Origin of the sequence: Gordonia sp. (in: high G+C Gram-positive bacteria), from assembly GCF_047600385.1 — a bacterium.
Lineage (GTDB): Bacteria > Actinomycetota > Actinomycetes > Mycobacteriales > Mycobacteriaceae > Gordonia.
The window spans coordinates 181913-195725 of sequence record NZ_JASGKZ010000002.1 but is presented as its reverse complement, the minus strand read 5'-3'; the positions used below and the strand labels follow the sequence as shown (position 1 = coordinate 195725).

Below are 13813 nucleotides of genomic sequence, written 5' to 3'. Positions count from 1 at the left end.
ATCCGGGCCCAGCCGAGGGGCCGCTCCGGCGTCGGGTGCGTTGATCGTCATTGGCGGTCAACGGCCAGCACCTTATGGACGGTGCCGACCGAGACGCCGACACCGGCGGCGATCTGGCGGATCGACTCGTCGCGCTCACGCCGGGCCCAGATGGCGGCGCGCTTGTCGTCGTCGACCACGCTGGGTCGGCCGCCGACCCTGCCGCGACGGCGCGCGGCCTCCAATCCGGACTTGGTCTTGCGGCTGATGTCGCGGCGCCGGTCCTCGGCCAGGGCGAGCGCCAGGTCCAGGATCAGTGACCGCTCGGTGTGCTCGCCGGCCGCGACGCCGTCGAGGACCTTGACGCCGACGCCGCGCTCGAACAGGTCGGTGAGCACGATCAGCCCTTCGAACAGGTTGCGGCCGAGGCGGTCGACCTCCAGCACGGTGAGCAGGTCGCCGGTCCGCAGGTACTCCAGCGCCGCGGTCAGGCCGGGGCGGTCGTCGACGGCGAGCTTGCCGGAGATCTTCTCCTCGAAGACCTTGACGCAGATCGGGGCCAGTGCGTCGTGCTGCCGGCGGGTCTCCTGCTTGTCGGTGCTCACACGCACCAGTCCGACGAACGCCATGCGCCCCCTCCGTTCAACAAACGAGTTCAACTACTGAGGTTGAGCCTACCAGTAGATGAACGGGTTTATGAACACTTGGGCGTGGTTCTGGGACGTGTCGGACGGGGCGTTCGGGATGTTCAGCCAACGACCGTTTGTTGAAAGGTTGAACGCGGTTGCGCGTCGGGCTGGGACCGTGGACGGCGACCGGTGCGGCGGGCAGCGCTGGAGAAGTTGAGCGTGTCGTTCGTATGAACACGGACCCGCGACAGATGTCGCGGGTCCGTGTGGGTCGTGCTGCGAGTTCGGTGCGCTCAGCTGGCGTTGTCGAGATCGCCGTCGAGCAGATTGATGGTCCCGCCGCCTCGGGTCGGCGACAGCGTGCCCAGCATGTCTCGGGCGAGTTCGAGGTCGTCCTCGGTGATGCGGTCGTCCTCGGGGGTGAGGATCTCGAAGTTGCGGTCGAGTCGGGCGACCAGGTAACCGGGGTAGGCCAGGCGTTCGTATCGGGGATGCTCGATGGGCTCTCCGGTGATGCGCAGTAGTCCGACGACGATTCCGCCGATGATGACGATGAGGTAGCCGGCATCGGCGATGCGGTGACGTCCGGAGTTCTTCCACCAGCGATGCGTGGCGGCGAAGAACTCTTCGTCGCTGTAGTCCTCGGACAGGCCCGAGGACTGACGCCGGACGATCCAGTCCGGGAGCAGCAGGTCGGCGTCCTCGCTCGGATCCTCAGGGGTCCTGACGCCCATGCGCAATGCCGGGATCGGTGCGCCGTCAGGTGTGCATGCGGAGATGAGGATCGGGCATTGCGCCAGCTGAGTGACGGTCAGGATGCTCAGGTCGGGGATCCAGCCGGCGTCGACGGCTTTGGTCAGGGTCGGTGCGGCGATGCCGGTCATCCGGCGGACGAAGGACGGACGTGCCGCTTCGCTGGGTGTCGGGGAGTTGGTGGTGACAACAGGCATGAGCTGTTCCTTTGTTCGGCTTCTTCGGTGTGCCGGACAGGCGTGTCCGGGTTCGTGCTCGGCGACTGGCTGAGCAAGCTCAACCCTACAGGATCATTTTCTAAAATGGCAAATGATCTTCGAGGTGAGGGGTCGACCAATGCTTGGCGTCCGGCCGGGAAGTGGCTCGCGGGGGTCTGAGACCTCGGCGAGAAAGTGTCACATGGGTCGAATCTGGGCCCTGTTGTTACGCGATGGTCGGCAGCCGGGGAGTGTCTCACCGGGAGTACCCGTGTGGAACGAACGACTGTTCGAGGGGGTGTGTCGTCGGATCGGTGGACGGACCAGAGCTGTCGGTGGGGTCCGATAGGTTGCTCGCATGACTGACGAGGATGACTTCGACCGCAGAGACGCTGGGGCCACCAGGTACGGCTGGTGGAGGTCCAACGAGCACTTCAGCGCCCCGGGGTCTTCGCCTGAGGCGGTCTGTGGCGTGGCGGGTTCAGGTCCCGGAGCGACCAGACGAAGTCGGCGCATTGTCGAGGACGACGTTCGAGACGAGATCAAGGTGTTCACGCGCAAGCCGGTGATCGCGGTCGACTTCGGGCACGGATGGTCATATGCCTACAAGGTGGATGAGGACGGACTCGTCGACAGCCGCGTCCGATTCCCAAAGCAACCGCGCAAGTACAATCGCGTCCGAAACGGAGAGACCACCAACCGGGGCAATCTGGGACCGGTGCCGCCGCGCGAGGAACTCGAGATCACCCCTCGTCCGCTGGACGAGACGGCTCCCAGCGAGCCGAGCACGGACCTGGACACCGACGAGGCAGGCGCCGAACTGGTGTCCGCGATCGCGCTGGGTGGCGAGATCGAGCGCCGGTACGCCGAGCGCGTCGTGTGGCAGCGGCTCCACCAGCCCGAGCTTCGCAGGATGACCCTCGATCACCACGGGACCGCCTGCGCGTACTGCGGCATGGATGTCCCGCAAATCGTCGAGGCGGCCCATCTGGTTGCCGATTCCGAAGGCGGCGCGGCGAGCACGGAGAACACGCGGCCGATGTGCCCGAACCACCACCGGGCTTTCGATGCCGGACTCCTGGTCTGGGACGGAAATCGGTTCGAGCCGGCTGACGGTGCTCCGTCGGTGGGGCCGGCTCCGGACTGGGCGTAGACCTCTCGTCGTATCGCAACGGGTCCCGTAGCCGTACGCGGACCCGTACACCCCTTGCGAGACTCGGCGAGCTGGGCGGACGGCGGTCGAGGGGCGGTGCCGACACTGTCTCACTGGACGGTCGGCTTACGGACAGCGGGGTGGAGTGTGTCGTTCATGTGGCTGACAGGCTCGACCACCGGGATGGTCCAGAATCTGTCTATGAGTGGAACGCCTACGCCGGAGTCGCAGCCGGAGTCGCAGCCGGAGTCGCAGCCGGAGTCGCAGCCGGAGTCGCAGCCGGAGTCGCAGCCGGAGTCGCAGCCGGAGTCGCAGCCGGAGTCGCAGCCGGAGTCGCAGCCGGAGTCGCAGCCGGAGTCGCAGCCGGAGTCGCAGCCGGAGTCGCAGCCGGAGTCGCAGCCGGAGTCGCAGCCGGAGTCGCAGCCGGAGTCGCAGCCGGAGTCGCAGCCGGAGTCGCAGCCGGAGTCGCAGCCGGAGTCGCAGCCGGAGTCGCAGCCGGAGTCGCAGCCGGAGTCGCAGCCGGAGTCGCAGCCGGAGTCGCAGCCGGAGTCGCAGCCGGAGTCGCAGCCGGAGTCGCAGCCGGAGTCGCAGCCGGAGTCGCAGCCGGAGTCGCAGCCGGAGTCGCAGCCGGAGTCGCAGCCGGAGTCGCAGCCGGAGTCGCAGCCGGAGTCGCAGCCGGAGTCGCAGCCGGAGTCGCAGCCGGAGTCGCAGCCGGAGTCGCAGCCGGAGTCGCAGCCGGAGTCGCAGCCGGAGTCGCAGCCGGAGTCGCAGCCGGAGTCGCAGCCGGAGTCGCAGCCGGAGTCGCAGCCGGAGTCGCAGCCGGAGTCGCAGCCGGAGTCGCAGCCGGAGTCGCAGCCGGAGTCGCAGCCGGAGTCGCAGCCGGAGTCGCAGCCGGAGTCGCAGCCGGAGTCGCAGCCGGAGTCGCAGCCGGAGTCGCAGCCGGAGTCGCAGCCGGAGTCGCAGCCGGAGTCGCAGCCGGAGTCGCAGCCGGAGTCGCAGCCGGAGTCGCAGCCGGAGTCGCAGCCGGAGTCGCAGCCGGAGTCGCAGCCGGAGTCGCAGCCGGAGTCGCAGCCGGAGTCGCAGCCTACCCCTGAATCTCCGGGGAGGTGGCGAAGGGTAGGTCGTTGGCTATCCGACCCTCCGTGGTGGGTGAAGGACATCGTCATCGCGCTGCTGGTGGCTGGGTCGGTACTGGGCATGTCAATGGTGATTGATGATCGTCGGTCGGATAGGGAGGCGGCGGCTGCTGCCGTATCCGCGGCTCGTGCTGAACGTGCGGAGAATTTGCGATTCGTTCGTGAAAGGTCTAGTCCGGACGTCAACCTGAGGCGACCTTTTGGGGGGCTCGATCTTACTGGGCAGAACCTTCGGGGGCTGGAGCTAGCTAAGGCGGATCTGTCGGGGGCGGATCTGTCGAAGGCGAATCTGGAAGAGATTGATCTTCGAGAGTCGGATCTGGAGTGGGCGAAGTTGGAGTTGGTAAATCTGGAAGGGGCGTCTCTGGTGAGGGCGTCTCTGGTGAGGGCGTCTCTGGTGAGGGCGAACTTGCTTCAGGCGGATCTGTCGGGGGCGAGCTTGCTTCGGGCGGACTTGCGAGGGGCGATTCTGGCGGTGGCGAACCTGGAGGGGGCGAACCTGAGGGGGACGAACCTGATGAACATCAGCCTGGAGAGGGCGAACCTGAGGGGGGCGAACCTGTCGAGGGCGTTTGTTGGAAGGGCAATTCTGGTGGAGGCGAACCTGGTTGAGTCGGATCTGTCGGGGGCGGGCCTGGTTGAGGCGGATCTGTCGGGGGCGGATCTGTCGGGGGCGAACCTGTCGAGGACGTACCTGAAGGAGGCGGATCTGTCGGGGGCGAACCTGTTTGGAGCGGATCTGACGGAGACTGAAGTGGATTCAATTTGTTGGAATTCCGGGACTAGGTGGCCGCATGGATATAAACCTCCCGATTCTAATCCCGAATCGTGTGTTCTTTTTTAGGGTGGCAGAGGAGGTGCTGACCTTCGACTACGAGTCGACAGTGGGTCTCTGTGCTGCAAAAGATCTGATCTTGACAAAGCTGCCGGTGACCGAATTTTGAAGACCTCGGCGAGAAAGTGTCACATGGGTCGAATCTGGACCCTGTTGGTACGCGATCGCCGGCGGCCGGGGAGTGTCCCACCGGGAACACCCTGATGAGACACACGAGTGTTCGAAGTGAACTAGCGAAGGTGAGGTCGGCGGTGGGCGGTGTCGGCTACGCTGAGCGCACCGTCTAGGGGAGCCGGAGAGGGGTGCGGGATGACATCGACATTCATGGGTCGTCGATGGGATCTTCAGGCAGTGGTCAATGCGCTGCTGTTGGGGACGCACAAGGCAGGAGTCGCTGAGTTCCTTGACGAGTACTTACATGAGGAGTGGCCCGATAAGGATGTGGTGGAGGTTGGGGTCAATCTGGTGATGGCTCAAACATACGATGATGTAGATGCTCTCAAGAAGGGGATCAGCGACATCTACGATGCCATCACCTGACATCGGGTGTGCGAGTGTCCCGCTGGGTTCATCGCTGAGGGAGTAGTGAGCAAGGAACCCCGGAGCCGTCGAGGCTCCGGGGTTCTCTCTATTCGGCGGTCTCGTCGCCGCCGGCCGGCCGGAGCGCGGCGAGCATCTCACGCAGGATGCGCACCTCGGCCTCGGCCCGCTCGGCGGCCAGCTCGGTTGAGCGTGCGCGCTCGCCTGCCTCGGTCGCGGCCTGGCGCTCGGCGGTCAGCTCGACCCCGGCGGTATCGAGCCGCCTCGTCAGGTCGGCGGCCTCGGCGCGGGTGGTCCGTAGTGCCGCGGTGGCGTCGTCCCGGGCGGCGGTAACGACGGTGAGTTGCTCGGCCAGCTCGCCGCGGGCGGTCTGCTCGGCGGCCAGCTCCTTGCGCACGGCCTTGATCTCGCCGGCGATCTCGGCGTGGGCGATCTCAGCGGACCGCGCCGCTTCCTCGGCCTTGACTCGGGCGGCCTCGGCGGCGGACATCGCCGCCTCGTGGGTGCCGGCGGCAGTGCGCAGATCGTCGGCCGCGCGCTCGGCGGCGGTGAGCGCGACTTTCAGCTCGGCGATCTCGGCTCGTGCGGCGGTGAGCTGGGCCTCGGCCTTCTCCTGAGCGGCGATCGCGCGGTCGGCCTCGGCGTCGGCCGTGGTGAGCTGAGCCTGATGCTCGGCCGCGAGCTGGGCGCGGGCGACGTCGAGGGCGCGTTCCCACAGCGGTTGAAGGTCGGAGACCAGCCCCTCGGGCATGGGCGCGGCTCCGCGTGCGGCGGCGGCGACCTGGCGACGCTTGGCGCGGGCCCAGCCGGCCACGGTGGTCTGTCCGAAGCCGGTGATCTCGCGCAGCTGGGCGTTGGTGGGCTCGGAGCCCTCGTCGACGAGGGCCTGCCAGGCCTTTTCCAGGGCCGCGGCGCGGTCATCGGCGGTCTCGGGGGTGTCCGGGGTGGTTTCGACGAGCATGAGTCGTGCCTCTCTCGTGACGGGTACCAGTACCGGTACTAGTACCGCATATATCGATGATGCCACGGATCCGATGTGATCGCCGGTCCTGGTACCGGTACCAGGACCGGCGACCGGTGCGCTCTCGTCGGATCGGGCCTGACGCGGCCTGGGGCCTCAGTCCCAGGGCGGCGACCACGGCAAGGCGCTGGTCAGGGCATCGGCATCGACGGATTCACCCGTCGAGAGGCGGTATTGCTCGGCTCCGGCCTCGATCTGGCCGGGATTCACACGGAGCGTCGAGCCGTGCCGGCCGGTGTCGTCGCCGTCGGTCAGCTCGACGGTGATGCGATCGGCGATCTCCTCGGCGTCGGTGGACAGGACGGCGCGGGCGAGTCGCTGCGGGTCGGTGATGGCGGGGTGGTCGGACACGATGGTTCCTCCTCGATCGACGGGTCGGTCGAGGAGGAGGTCGTCGACGGCTCCGCCGGCGGGGGTCAGCGTCGGCGGCGCGGCCGGTACTGGCGGGCGCCGATGACGACCTCGGTGTCGTGGTCGAAGGTGAACTCGTGCTCGCCGAGGCCGTGGCCGCCGTTGTCCATGGCCTGGGTGAGTACGGTGACCCGGTCGTCGGCGACGGTGATCGCGGTGACTCTGGCGATGCAGACGCCTCGGCAGGGGTTCGTGAGGTCGTCGCCGATTCGCAGGTCGGCCGCTGGGGTGATCTCGGCGAGTCCGGCGGCGACGGCCGCCTCGTCGTAGAGCCGGTCCAGGCGGGCGAGCTGCTGCGGGTCCGGCTCGTCGACGGCCTCGACGATGCGCTCGGCCTCGGCGAGGGCATGGAGCGCGTCGCCGATGCGCTGGGTGCGCTCGAACTCGTCGTCGATGTCGTCGTGGTCGTGGTCGGTCATGGTCTTCAGTACATCCTCTCGATGGTCGCGGTGAAGGCCGAACCCCGCACCGGGACTCGTCCGGTGCGGGGTTCGGTGGTGCTCAGTCGTCGCGGATACTGCGCGGCGCGATGACGCGCAGACCCCGGCTGTGGTCGTTGACCAGGCATTTTCCGATGTGGAGGCCGCCGTGGGAGACGTCGACGCCGTAGGAGAGGTGCCCGCCGCCGGCCTCGACGAAGATCACCCTGCAGGTCACCGGCCCGTCGAGGAGTTCGTCGTCGATGCGGACGTCCTCGGCATCGACGACGACGAAGTCCGCCACCGGTGCCGGCTCGGGTCGGGCCTCGGGGATGAGGCCGAGTCGGGCGAGCCGGGCCGCGGTGGCGGCCAGGATGCGCCGGCGGACCGTGATCTGAGCGGCGAGGTCGCCGTAGACCCGGCCGTAGCTCGACCGGGCGGTGCCCGGGTCGAAGATCGCGATCTCGTGCCGGATCCGCTCGTACTCGGCGTCGGGGGTCGACCGGCCGGTGAGGACGCGGGTGGCGGCTGCGATGTCGTCGCCGGTCAGCCTGTCGTCGACCCAGGCGCAGGCGGCGGCCAGGGCGGGGCCGAGGTGCTCGTCCTCGAACTCGTCGTCGTCCTCGGGGTCCATCAGGTGCTCCTCTCGTAGGTCGCGACGATGCCGAGTGCGTCGAGAAGCTCGCCGGATCCGATGCCGTGGTACTCGGGGAAGGCTTCGTCGAGTCGGTCGCCGGTGACGACGTCGAGCGTGTCGCGTAGCCGGCGGACGACGTCGGTACGCAGTCCGTCCGGGGCTTCGACGTAGACGACGTCGTACCCCTGACCTGCGGCGTCGGCGGCGATCTCGTCGGCCCATGCCTCGGGGAGCAGGTCGAGCGCTTCGGTGAGCAGGTCGTGGCCGGCCATCAGTTGTCCGCGAAGACGTAGACGGAGCAGTCAGGAGCGGTCTCGACGGTGTAGCCCATCTCGAGGTCGCGGATCCAGCTGTCCCAGTCGAAGTAGCGCTCGACCTCCTCCGGAACATCCTGGAGGAGACCGAGGTCCTCGGCGAGCTGGTGGGCGTAGTCCCGGAACGACGTCCAGCAGCCTCGGTACCGGTCCTCGAAGTCGGACAGGCTCGGGATGTCGGAGCTCCCCTCGGCCACGTAGGCGCCGCTGCGCACCCAGGCGGCCACGGCCGGCCAGCGGTCGCCGGCCTCGGTGAAGCACTCGCCCCAGGCCGCGGCGTCGGTGACACCCATCTCGGTGTCGACCGGCAGGTCGTCGGTGTCCATGACCCAGATCTCCTCGCAGCCCTGGGCCTTCCAGTGCACGCCGGAGCCGCGGTGGACGGAGGCCACGTCGACCTCGGCGCAGTCGGTGACGTCGTACCAGCGGCCGACGAGGCGGCCGCTGTTATAGCAGCCGAGGCAGCCGATCCAGGCACGGGGCTCAGCGGTGATGGTGGTGGTCATGGCGGTCTCTCCCTCGGACGAGCGGGCTCGGTCGAGAGAGCTGGTGGCCGGCGGCTTCGCCGATGGAGCGGGGGAGGAGACCTACGCGAGCCGGAGCGTGTCGTGCCAGGACGGGAGGAGGCGATGCAGGTCGAAGCTCTTCGCGCCGTGTCGGCCAGGGGCGACCCTCACGGTGAGGAAAGCCCTGATCAAGCGCCTCTTCTGCTCCAGCAGGGCGACCTCGTGCCACCAGGTGCCGATGTCGCCGGCGTCGGCGAGCATCGCCAGCGGATTGGTGTCGCCGGCCTCGGAGAGGGTCCTCACGCGCTCGGCGGCGTCGGCGGCGAGGTCGGTGAGCTGGGAGTCGATCAGGGTGAGGGTCGTGATGTCGATCGCTCCGGAGGGGAAGGCCTCGGCGGCCTCGCGTCGGCGGCGGTCGACGTCGTCGCGGTCGCGCAGGGCTTGGGCCAGATGCCAGCCGTGACCGTCGTCGGCGGTGGCGGCGCTCAGGGCCGCGGTGATGTCGGTGCGCTCCAGGCGGGCGACCATGAGGGCGTCGATCGCCGCGTCGGTCTCGTCGGTGCCGATGCTCGACGTGCTGGATGTTGGACTCCTTGCGGGTCTTCTTGCACCCGTAGTAGGCGAAGCGCCCGGCCTTCAGTGCGCGGCTGCGGCGGTACATGGGCTCGCCGCACGGACAGAGCAGCAGGCCGGACATCAGGTACAACGGCGTGTTGCCGACGTGATTCATCTTGCGGGAGGGGTCGTCGAGGGCGCGCTGCAGCTGGTCCCAGGTCTGCCGGTCGAGGATCGCCGGCCACTGACCGGGGCCGAGGATCTGGCGGTTCTTGAGCAGTCGGACGCCGCGCTCATCGGTGGGCAGGTAGGTACTGATACCGGCGATGTAGGGATTTCTCAGGATCGTGCGCAGCGTCGGGCTGGTCATCGCCGCGCCGGTGGTGGAGGTGAGGCCCTCGGCGTTCCACTGGATGCAGAGGGCGCGCAGGCTCATGGTCCCGTCGATCGTGTGCCGGGCCGCGGCGCGCAGGGCATCGGCCTCGCGCTCGATGATCGTGGTGCCGTCGGTCTCGTAGCCGAACATTCTTCGGCCACCCGTCTTCGGTTTGCCCGTCGCGGCGCGGTGCCGGTAGGCGGCGCTGATGCGCTCGCTCTTGTGCGCGCTCTCCTGCTCGGCGACGGCGCCGAGAATGGTGGTGATCAGCACGGCGTTCGCCGAGCCGGGATCGATGCCCTCACCGGTGACGGTATGCACGGTGACGCCGCCGGGCTTCATCCGGTCGATCAGGTCCAGCAGGTCGCGGGTGCGCCGGGTGAGTCGGTCGACGCTGTAGACGTAGACCCGGTCGATGCGGCGCTGTGCGATCGCCTCGCACAGGGCGTCGAAGCCGGGACGGACGACGCCGGTGTAGGCCGAGACGTCGTTGTCGGAGAAGACCTCGACGACCTCGTACTCGTGGAGTTCTGCGAGTCGGCGGCACTGCGCCTCCTGTCGCTCGACGCCGATGCCCTCGCCGCTCTTGTCGAGGCTGATCCGCGTGTAGATCGCCGCCCTCGTCGCGGTGGTGGTCGTGGTCATGTCACTCCCTGAGGTCGGTGACTCGATGGGTACCTCTATCCACATTCTAGTAAATCGGAATTTCTCAAAACACTGGTGCTGGCTCTGATCGCCACCCATTCGCCCGACGAACTGAACCTCGTCCTCGTCGACTTCAAGGGCGGCGCCACCTTCCTCGGGCTCGACGGCGTCCGCCACGTCGCGGCGCTGATCACCAACCTGGAGCAGGAGCTCGCGATGGTCGACCGGATGGCCGACGCGCTCTCCGGCGAGCTCAACCGGCGCCAGGAACTGCTCCGCGCGGCGGGCAACTTCGCCAACGTCGGCGAATACGAGCGGGCCCGCGAGGCGGGCGCACCGCTCGATCCGCTGCCCGCGCTGTTCATCGTCGTCGACGAGTTCTCCGAACTGCTGTCGCAGAAACCCGAGTTCGCCGATCTGTTCGTCGCGATCGGGCGGCTCGGCCGGTCGCTGCACATCCACCTGCTGCTCGCCTCGCAACGGCTGGAGGAGGGCCGCCTGCGCGGACTCGACAGCCACCTGTCGTACCGGATCGGGCTGAAGACCTTCTCGGCCAACGAGTCCCGCACGGTCCTCGGCGTCCCCGACGCCTACCACCTGCCGAGCACTCCGGGCGCGGCCTACCTCAAGTCCGACTCCGATGCCCCGGTGCGGTTCAGCACGTCGTTCGTCTCCGGGCCGTATCAGCCGCCACGGCACGACGGCCCCGGTTCGGTCGCCGGCGGCGGGCGCGGCGAGGTCCTGCCGTTCACCGCACTGCCCCGGCCGCTCCCGGTCGACGACGCCGACCCCGAACCGGACGCGGTGACGTCCCGACCGACGCTGCTGGAGACCCTCGTCGGTCGGATCGCCGGGCACGGTCGGCCGCCGCACCAGGTGTGGCTCCAGCCGCTGGAACACGCCGTGACCCTCGACGAGCACCTGAACGGCGAACCGGAGCGGATCCCGCTGCACATCCCGATGGGCGTGATCGACCGGCCCTTCGACCAGCGCCGGGAGATGCTGCGGCTCGATCTCGGCGGGTCGGCGGGCAACGTCGCGATCGTCGGCGGACCGCAGACCGGCAAGTCGACGGCCCTGCGCACCCTGATCTGCTCGGCGGCCGCCGTCCACACCCCGCGGGAGGTCGTGTTCTACTGCCTCGACTTCGGCGGCGGCGCCCTCGGCGCGCTCACCGGGCTCCCGCACGTGGCCGGGGTCGCCGCCAAGAGCCGCCGCGACGCGGTCCGGCGGACCCTCGCCGAACTCACCGCGGCGCTCGCCGGACGCGAGGAGTTCTTCGCCGAGCACGGACTGGAGTCGATGCGCGAGTTCCGCGCCGGCTGCGCGGAGGGCCGGTGGACGTTCGACGACGACCTCCCGCCCGGCGACCTGTTCCTGGTGATCGACGGGCTCTCGGCGCTGCGCGCCGATTTCGAGAGCCTGGAGGACGAGGTGAACCTGCTGGTCGCCCAGGGCCTGTCGTACGGGATCCACGTGGTGGTGACGGCCTCGCGGTGGGCCGACGTCCGGCCCGCGATGAAGGATCTCCTCGGCAGTCGCCTGGAACTGCGCCTCGGCGATCCGCTCGACTCGGAGATGGGCCGCAAGGCCGCCGCGACCGTCCCGACCGGTCGCCCGGGCCGGGGCATCACCGCGGAGGGGCTGCACCTGCTGGTCGCGCTGCCGCGCTGGGACGGGATCGCCGATCCGGAGACGACTCCGGCGGGCACCGCCGCCTTCGTCGCCGACTGCGCCCAGGTGTACGACGGTCGTTTCGCACCCCGCGTGCGGATGCTCGCCGCCGAGGTCCGGGCGGACGCCGTCGCCGAGATGCTCGCCGCCCGGCAGGGGCCGCTCGGGCCGGGGCAGGCGGCGATCGGTCTGCGCGAATCGGATCTGCGGCCCGCCGTCGTCGACTTCTCCGCGCAGCCGCACCTGCTGGTGATCGGCGACGTGGAGGCCGGCAAGACGCAGACGCTGCGGACCCTGGTGACCGGACTGGTCGCGAGCGGCACCGCCGACGAGGTGAAACTGGTGCTGGTCGACTACCGGCGGACCCTGCTCGGGCTGGTCGACGACGACCACCTCGCCGGGTACGCGAGTTCGGCGCAGACCGCGGGGCCGATGATGGCGCAGCTCGCCGAATACCTCACCGCCCGGCTGCCGGGGGAGGACGTGACCGCCGAGCAGCTGGCGCGCGGCGACTGGTGGACCGGGCCGACGGTGTACCTGGTGATCGACGACTACGACCTCGTCGCCACCGCCCTGGGGAACCCGATCCTGCCGCTGCTCGAACTGCTCGGTCACGCGCGCGACGTGGGGTTGCGGGTGATCCTGGCGCGCCGCTCCGGCGGCATCGGGCGGGCCCTGTTCGACCAGGTCGTCGCGGCCCTGCGCGACCTCTCGTGCGATGTGCTGCTGATGTCCGGCGACCCCGACGAGGGGTACGTCGTGGGACGGCATCGCCTGCAGAGACTTCCGCCCGGACGGGGTGAACTGGTCTCGCGGTCGCACCGCGCGGAGGTCGTGCAGGTCGCCCGGTGACCGCCCGCGGGGCCGGTCCGGGACCGGCGGTGGTCGACCTGGCCGACGCCGCCTTCCTCACCGCCGTCGACGACCCCGACGGCGTCCACGCCCTGACCGTCGGGCTGCGCGCCTGCGGCGTCGGCCCGGGGACGACGACGATCGGGTACCCCAGCACCTGGGGGCGGCCGCGCCGGGAGCGGTTGGAGTGCGCTCTGGTCGGGCTCGGGTACGGGGCGTCGCCCACCCCGGTGCCGCGTGCGCTGCTGATCGCCGCGAGTCACGCCGACGCCGCGGTCATGACGTGCGTGGTGATCGAGACCCTGCTGATCCCCGGCGAGCCGCCCGACGGCCGGGCGTGGAGCGCGCAGCGGGCGGTGCGCGACGGCGGGGCCTGGCGGATCGACGCGGGCACCGCGGGGGAGATCGACGACGATCCGGCCCGCCGGGAACTCCTCGACCTGGTGGCCGGAGCGGACCTGGTCCTGGTCGACGGCGCCGCCGCCGGCTCCGTGTCGTCGGCGACGACGGCACCCGGGCGGCGCGTGATCGCGGTGGACCGCGCACTGGTACGACGGCACGGAGAACGCTGGTCGGGGCCGTTCCGGCACGGTGCGGCGCGGCTCGACTTCGGGTTCCCGCCGCCGCCCGACGCGGTGTCGCGCCGGGCGGCGCGGGTGGTGCTGGTGCTCGCGGCGGCGACGGTGCTGGCCCTCGGTGCGACGGGGGCCGTCGCGCGCTGGTCGCGGCCCGGGGCCGCGGCGGTGTCGACGCAGCGGGTGGGCCCGGTCGCGATGGAGGTGCCGGCCGGCTGGGCGCGCACCGAGCTGTCCGGCGACCGGCCCGGCGACGGCCGCGGCGTGCGCGCGGTGTTCGCCGACCGCGACGACGGCCGACGGCTGATCGTGGTGGTCACCGCGCTGCGGCCCGGCGCCACCCGGGCGAGCGTCGCCGAGAGCATGGCCCACCGGATCGGGCAGCGCGGCGACGACGTCGTGGTGGAGTTCGCGGCCGGGGCCCGGTACGCCGGGCGGTCGGTGATCGCCTACCGCGAGGTCCCGGCGTCGGGTCCTGCGGTGCGGTGGTACATCGTCGTCGACCCCGGGACCCCGTTGCAGGTGAGCATCGGTTGTCAGGCCGGTTCCGGGGAGGTGGAGGCGGTGTGCCGGTCCGCGGTGGCCTCGGTCGTCACGGGGTGACCG

Annotated in this window: 14 protein-coding genes and 2 pseudogenes; 5 read left to right on the top strand and 11 right to left on the bottom strand. The window is 69.8% G+C overall.

Translation table 11 applies throughout. From position 1 onward, the window contains the following. Positions 1 to 47: 47 nt before the first annotated feature. Together QM809_RS18450 and QM809_RS18445 are read right to left on the bottom strand one after the other, a co-directional pair. Positions 48 to 608, bottom strand: a complete 561-nt coding sequence (locus tag QM809_RS18450) for a recombinase family protein (protein ID WP_415047307.1) — start codon at positions 606 to 608, stop codon at positions 48 to 50. A gap of 293 nt (positions 609 to 901) precedes the next feature. Continuing rightward, positions 902 to 1558 carry a hypothetical protein gene (locus QM809_RS18445; protein WP_415047306.1) on the bottom strand — a complete coding sequence of 219 codons (657 nt, stop codon included), beginning with the start codon at positions 1556 to 1558 and terminating at the stop codon, positions 902 to 904. 547 nt (positions 1559 to 2105) lie between these two features. Between QM809_RS18445 and QM809_RS18440 the strand changes: the two genes are divergently transcribed. Then, positions 2106 to 2711 carry an HNH endonuclease gene (locus tag QM809_RS18440; RefSeq protein WP_415047305.1) on the top strand — a complete coding sequence of 202 codons (606 nt, stop codon included), beginning with the start codon at positions 2106 to 2108 and terminating at the stop codon, positions 2709 to 2711. Between the two features lie 110 nt (positions 2712 to 2821). Here QM809_RS18440 and QM809_RS18435 read toward each other — a convergent pair whose 3' ends face one another. Further along, positions 2822 to 3877, bottom strand: a complete 1056-nt coding sequence (locus tag QM809_RS18435) for a hypothetical protein (protein ID WP_415047304.1) — start codon at positions 3875 to 3877, stop codon at positions 2822 to 2824. Between QM809_RS18435 and QM809_RS18430 the strand changes: the two genes are divergently transcribed. Both QM809_RS18430 and QM809_RS18425 read left to right on the top strand, forming a co-directional pair. Beyond that, complete coding sequence (locus QM809_RS18430) at positions 3861 to 4691, top strand: pentapeptide repeat-containing protein (protein WP_415047303.1); 831 nt, start codon at positions 3861 to 3863, stop codon at positions 4689 to 4691. The genes QM809_RS18435 and QM809_RS18430 overlap by 17 nt on opposite strands. Before the next feature lie 300 nt (positions 4692 to 4991). After that, positions 4992 to 5222: a hypothetical protein gene (locus QM809_RS18425; RefSeq protein ID WP_415047302.1), complete on the top strand. Its 231-nt coding sequence runs from the start codon at positions 4992 to 4994 to the stop codon at positions 5220 to 5222. An 88-nt stretch (positions 5223 to 5310) separates the two neighbouring features. Here the strand turns inward: QM809_RS18425 and QM809_RS18420 are convergent, their stop codons facing one another. The 8 genes and pseudogenes from QM809_RS18420 to QM809_RS18385 form a co-directional block, all read right to left on the bottom strand. Next, positions 5311 to 6183, bottom strand: a complete 873-nt coding sequence (locus tag QM809_RS18420) for a hypothetical protein (RefSeq protein WP_415047301.1) — start codon at positions 6181 to 6183, stop codon at positions 5311 to 5313. A gap of 156 nt (positions 6184 to 6339) precedes the next feature. After that, positions 6340 to 6594, bottom strand: a complete 255-nt coding sequence (locus tag QM809_RS18415) for a hypothetical protein (protein ID WP_415047300.1) — start codon at positions 6592 to 6594, stop codon at positions 6340 to 6342. A 65-nt stretch (positions 6595 to 6659) separates the two neighbouring features. Next, positions 6660 to 7073, bottom strand: coding sequence for a hypothetical protein (locus QM809_RS18410; RefSeq protein ID WP_415047299.1), 414 nt, complete (start codon positions 7071 to 7073; stop codon positions 6660 to 6662). Between the two features lie 82 nt (positions 7074 to 7155). Then, positions 7156 to 7707, bottom strand: coding sequence for a hypothetical protein (locus QM809_RS18405; protein ID WP_415047298.1), 552 nt, complete (start codon positions 7705 to 7707; stop codon positions 7156 to 7158). After that, positions 7707 to 7982: a hypothetical protein gene (locus QM809_RS18400; protein ID WP_415047297.1), complete on the bottom strand. Its 276-nt coding sequence runs from the start codon at positions 7980 to 7982 to the stop codon at positions 7707 to 7709. The genes QM809_RS18405 and QM809_RS18400 overlap by 1 nt, the downstream gene beginning before the upstream one ends. Then, on the bottom strand, positions 7982 to 8530 hold the full coding sequence (locus QM809_RS18395) for an antirestriction protein ArdA (RefSeq protein WP_415047296.1): 549 nt from the start codon (positions 8528 to 8530) through the stop codon (positions 7982 to 7984). Before QM809_RS18395 ends, QM809_RS18400 begins: the two co-directional genes overlap by 1 nt. An 81-nt stretch (positions 8531 to 8611) precedes the next feature. After that, complete coding sequence (locus QM809_RS18390; RefSeq protein ID WP_415047461.1) at positions 8612 to 9058, bottom strand: hypothetical protein; 447 nt, start codon at positions 9056 to 9058, stop codon at positions 8612 to 8614. A 277-nt stretch (positions 9059 to 9335) separates the two neighbouring features. After that, a pseudogene (locus QM809_RS18385) lies at positions 9336 to 10106 on the bottom strand (recombinase family protein); the annotation flags it as partial. Between the two features lie 45 nt (positions 10107 to 10151). On the opposite strand from QM809_RS18385, the pseudogene eccCb reads away from it, so the two are divergent. Together eccCb and QM809_RS18375 are read left to right on the top strand one after the other, a co-directional pair. After that, positions 10152 to 12632: pseudogene (eccCb, locus tag QM809_RS18380) on the top strand (type VII secretion protein EccCb); the annotation flags it as partial. Further along, complete coding sequence (locus QM809_RS18375) at positions 12629 to 13810, top strand: type VII secretion-associated protein (protein ID WP_415047295.1); 1182 nt, start codon at positions 12629 to 12631, stop codon at positions 13808 to 13810. The pseudogene eccCb and the gene QM809_RS18375, both read left to right, overlap by 4 nt. The last annotated feature ends 3 nt before the right edge of the window (positions 13811 to 13813 follow it).

Excerpts from the sequence above, each read along its gene's own strand:
- QM809_RS18450 (WP_415047307.1), bottom strand. The coding sequence starts at position 608 with ATGGCGTTCGTCGGACTGGTGCGTGTGAGCACCGACAAGCAGGAGACC.
- QM809_RS18445 (WP_415047306.1), bottom strand. The coding sequence starts at position 1,558 with ATGCCTGTTGTCACCACCAACTCCCCGACACCCAGCGAAGCGGCACGT.
- QM809_RS18435 (WP_415047304.1), bottom strand. The coding sequence starts at position 3,877 with ATGACGATGTCCTTCACCCACCACGGAGGGTCGGATAGCCAACGACCT.
- QM809_RS18425 (WP_415047302.1), top strand. The coding sequence starts at position 4,992 with ATGACATCGACATTCATGGGTCGTCGATGGGATCTTCAGGCAGTGGTC.
- QM809_RS18420 (WP_415047301.1), bottom strand. The coding sequence starts at position 6,183 with ATGCTCGTCGAAACCACCCCGGACACCCCCGAGACCGCCGATGACCGC.
- QM809_RS18410 (WP_415047299.1), bottom strand. The coding sequence starts at position 7,073 with ATGACCGACCACGACCACGACGACATCGACGACGAGTTCGAGCGCACC.
- QM809_RS18405 (WP_415047298.1), bottom strand. The coding sequence starts at position 7,707 with ATGGACCCCGAGGACGACGACGAGTTCGAGGACGAGCACCTCGGCCCC.
- QM809_RS18400 (WP_415047297.1), bottom strand. The coding sequence starts at position 7,982 with ATGGCCGGCCACGACCTGCTCACCGAAGCGCTCGACCTGCTCCCCGAG.
- QM809_RS18395 (WP_415047296.1), bottom strand. The coding sequence starts at position 8,530 with ATGACCACCACCATCACCGCTGAGCCCCGTGCCTGGATCGGCTGCCTC.
- QM809_RS18390 (WP_415047461.1), bottom strand. The coding sequence starts at position 9,058 with ATGGTCGCCCGCCTGGAGCGCACCGACATCACCGCGGCCCTGAGCGCC.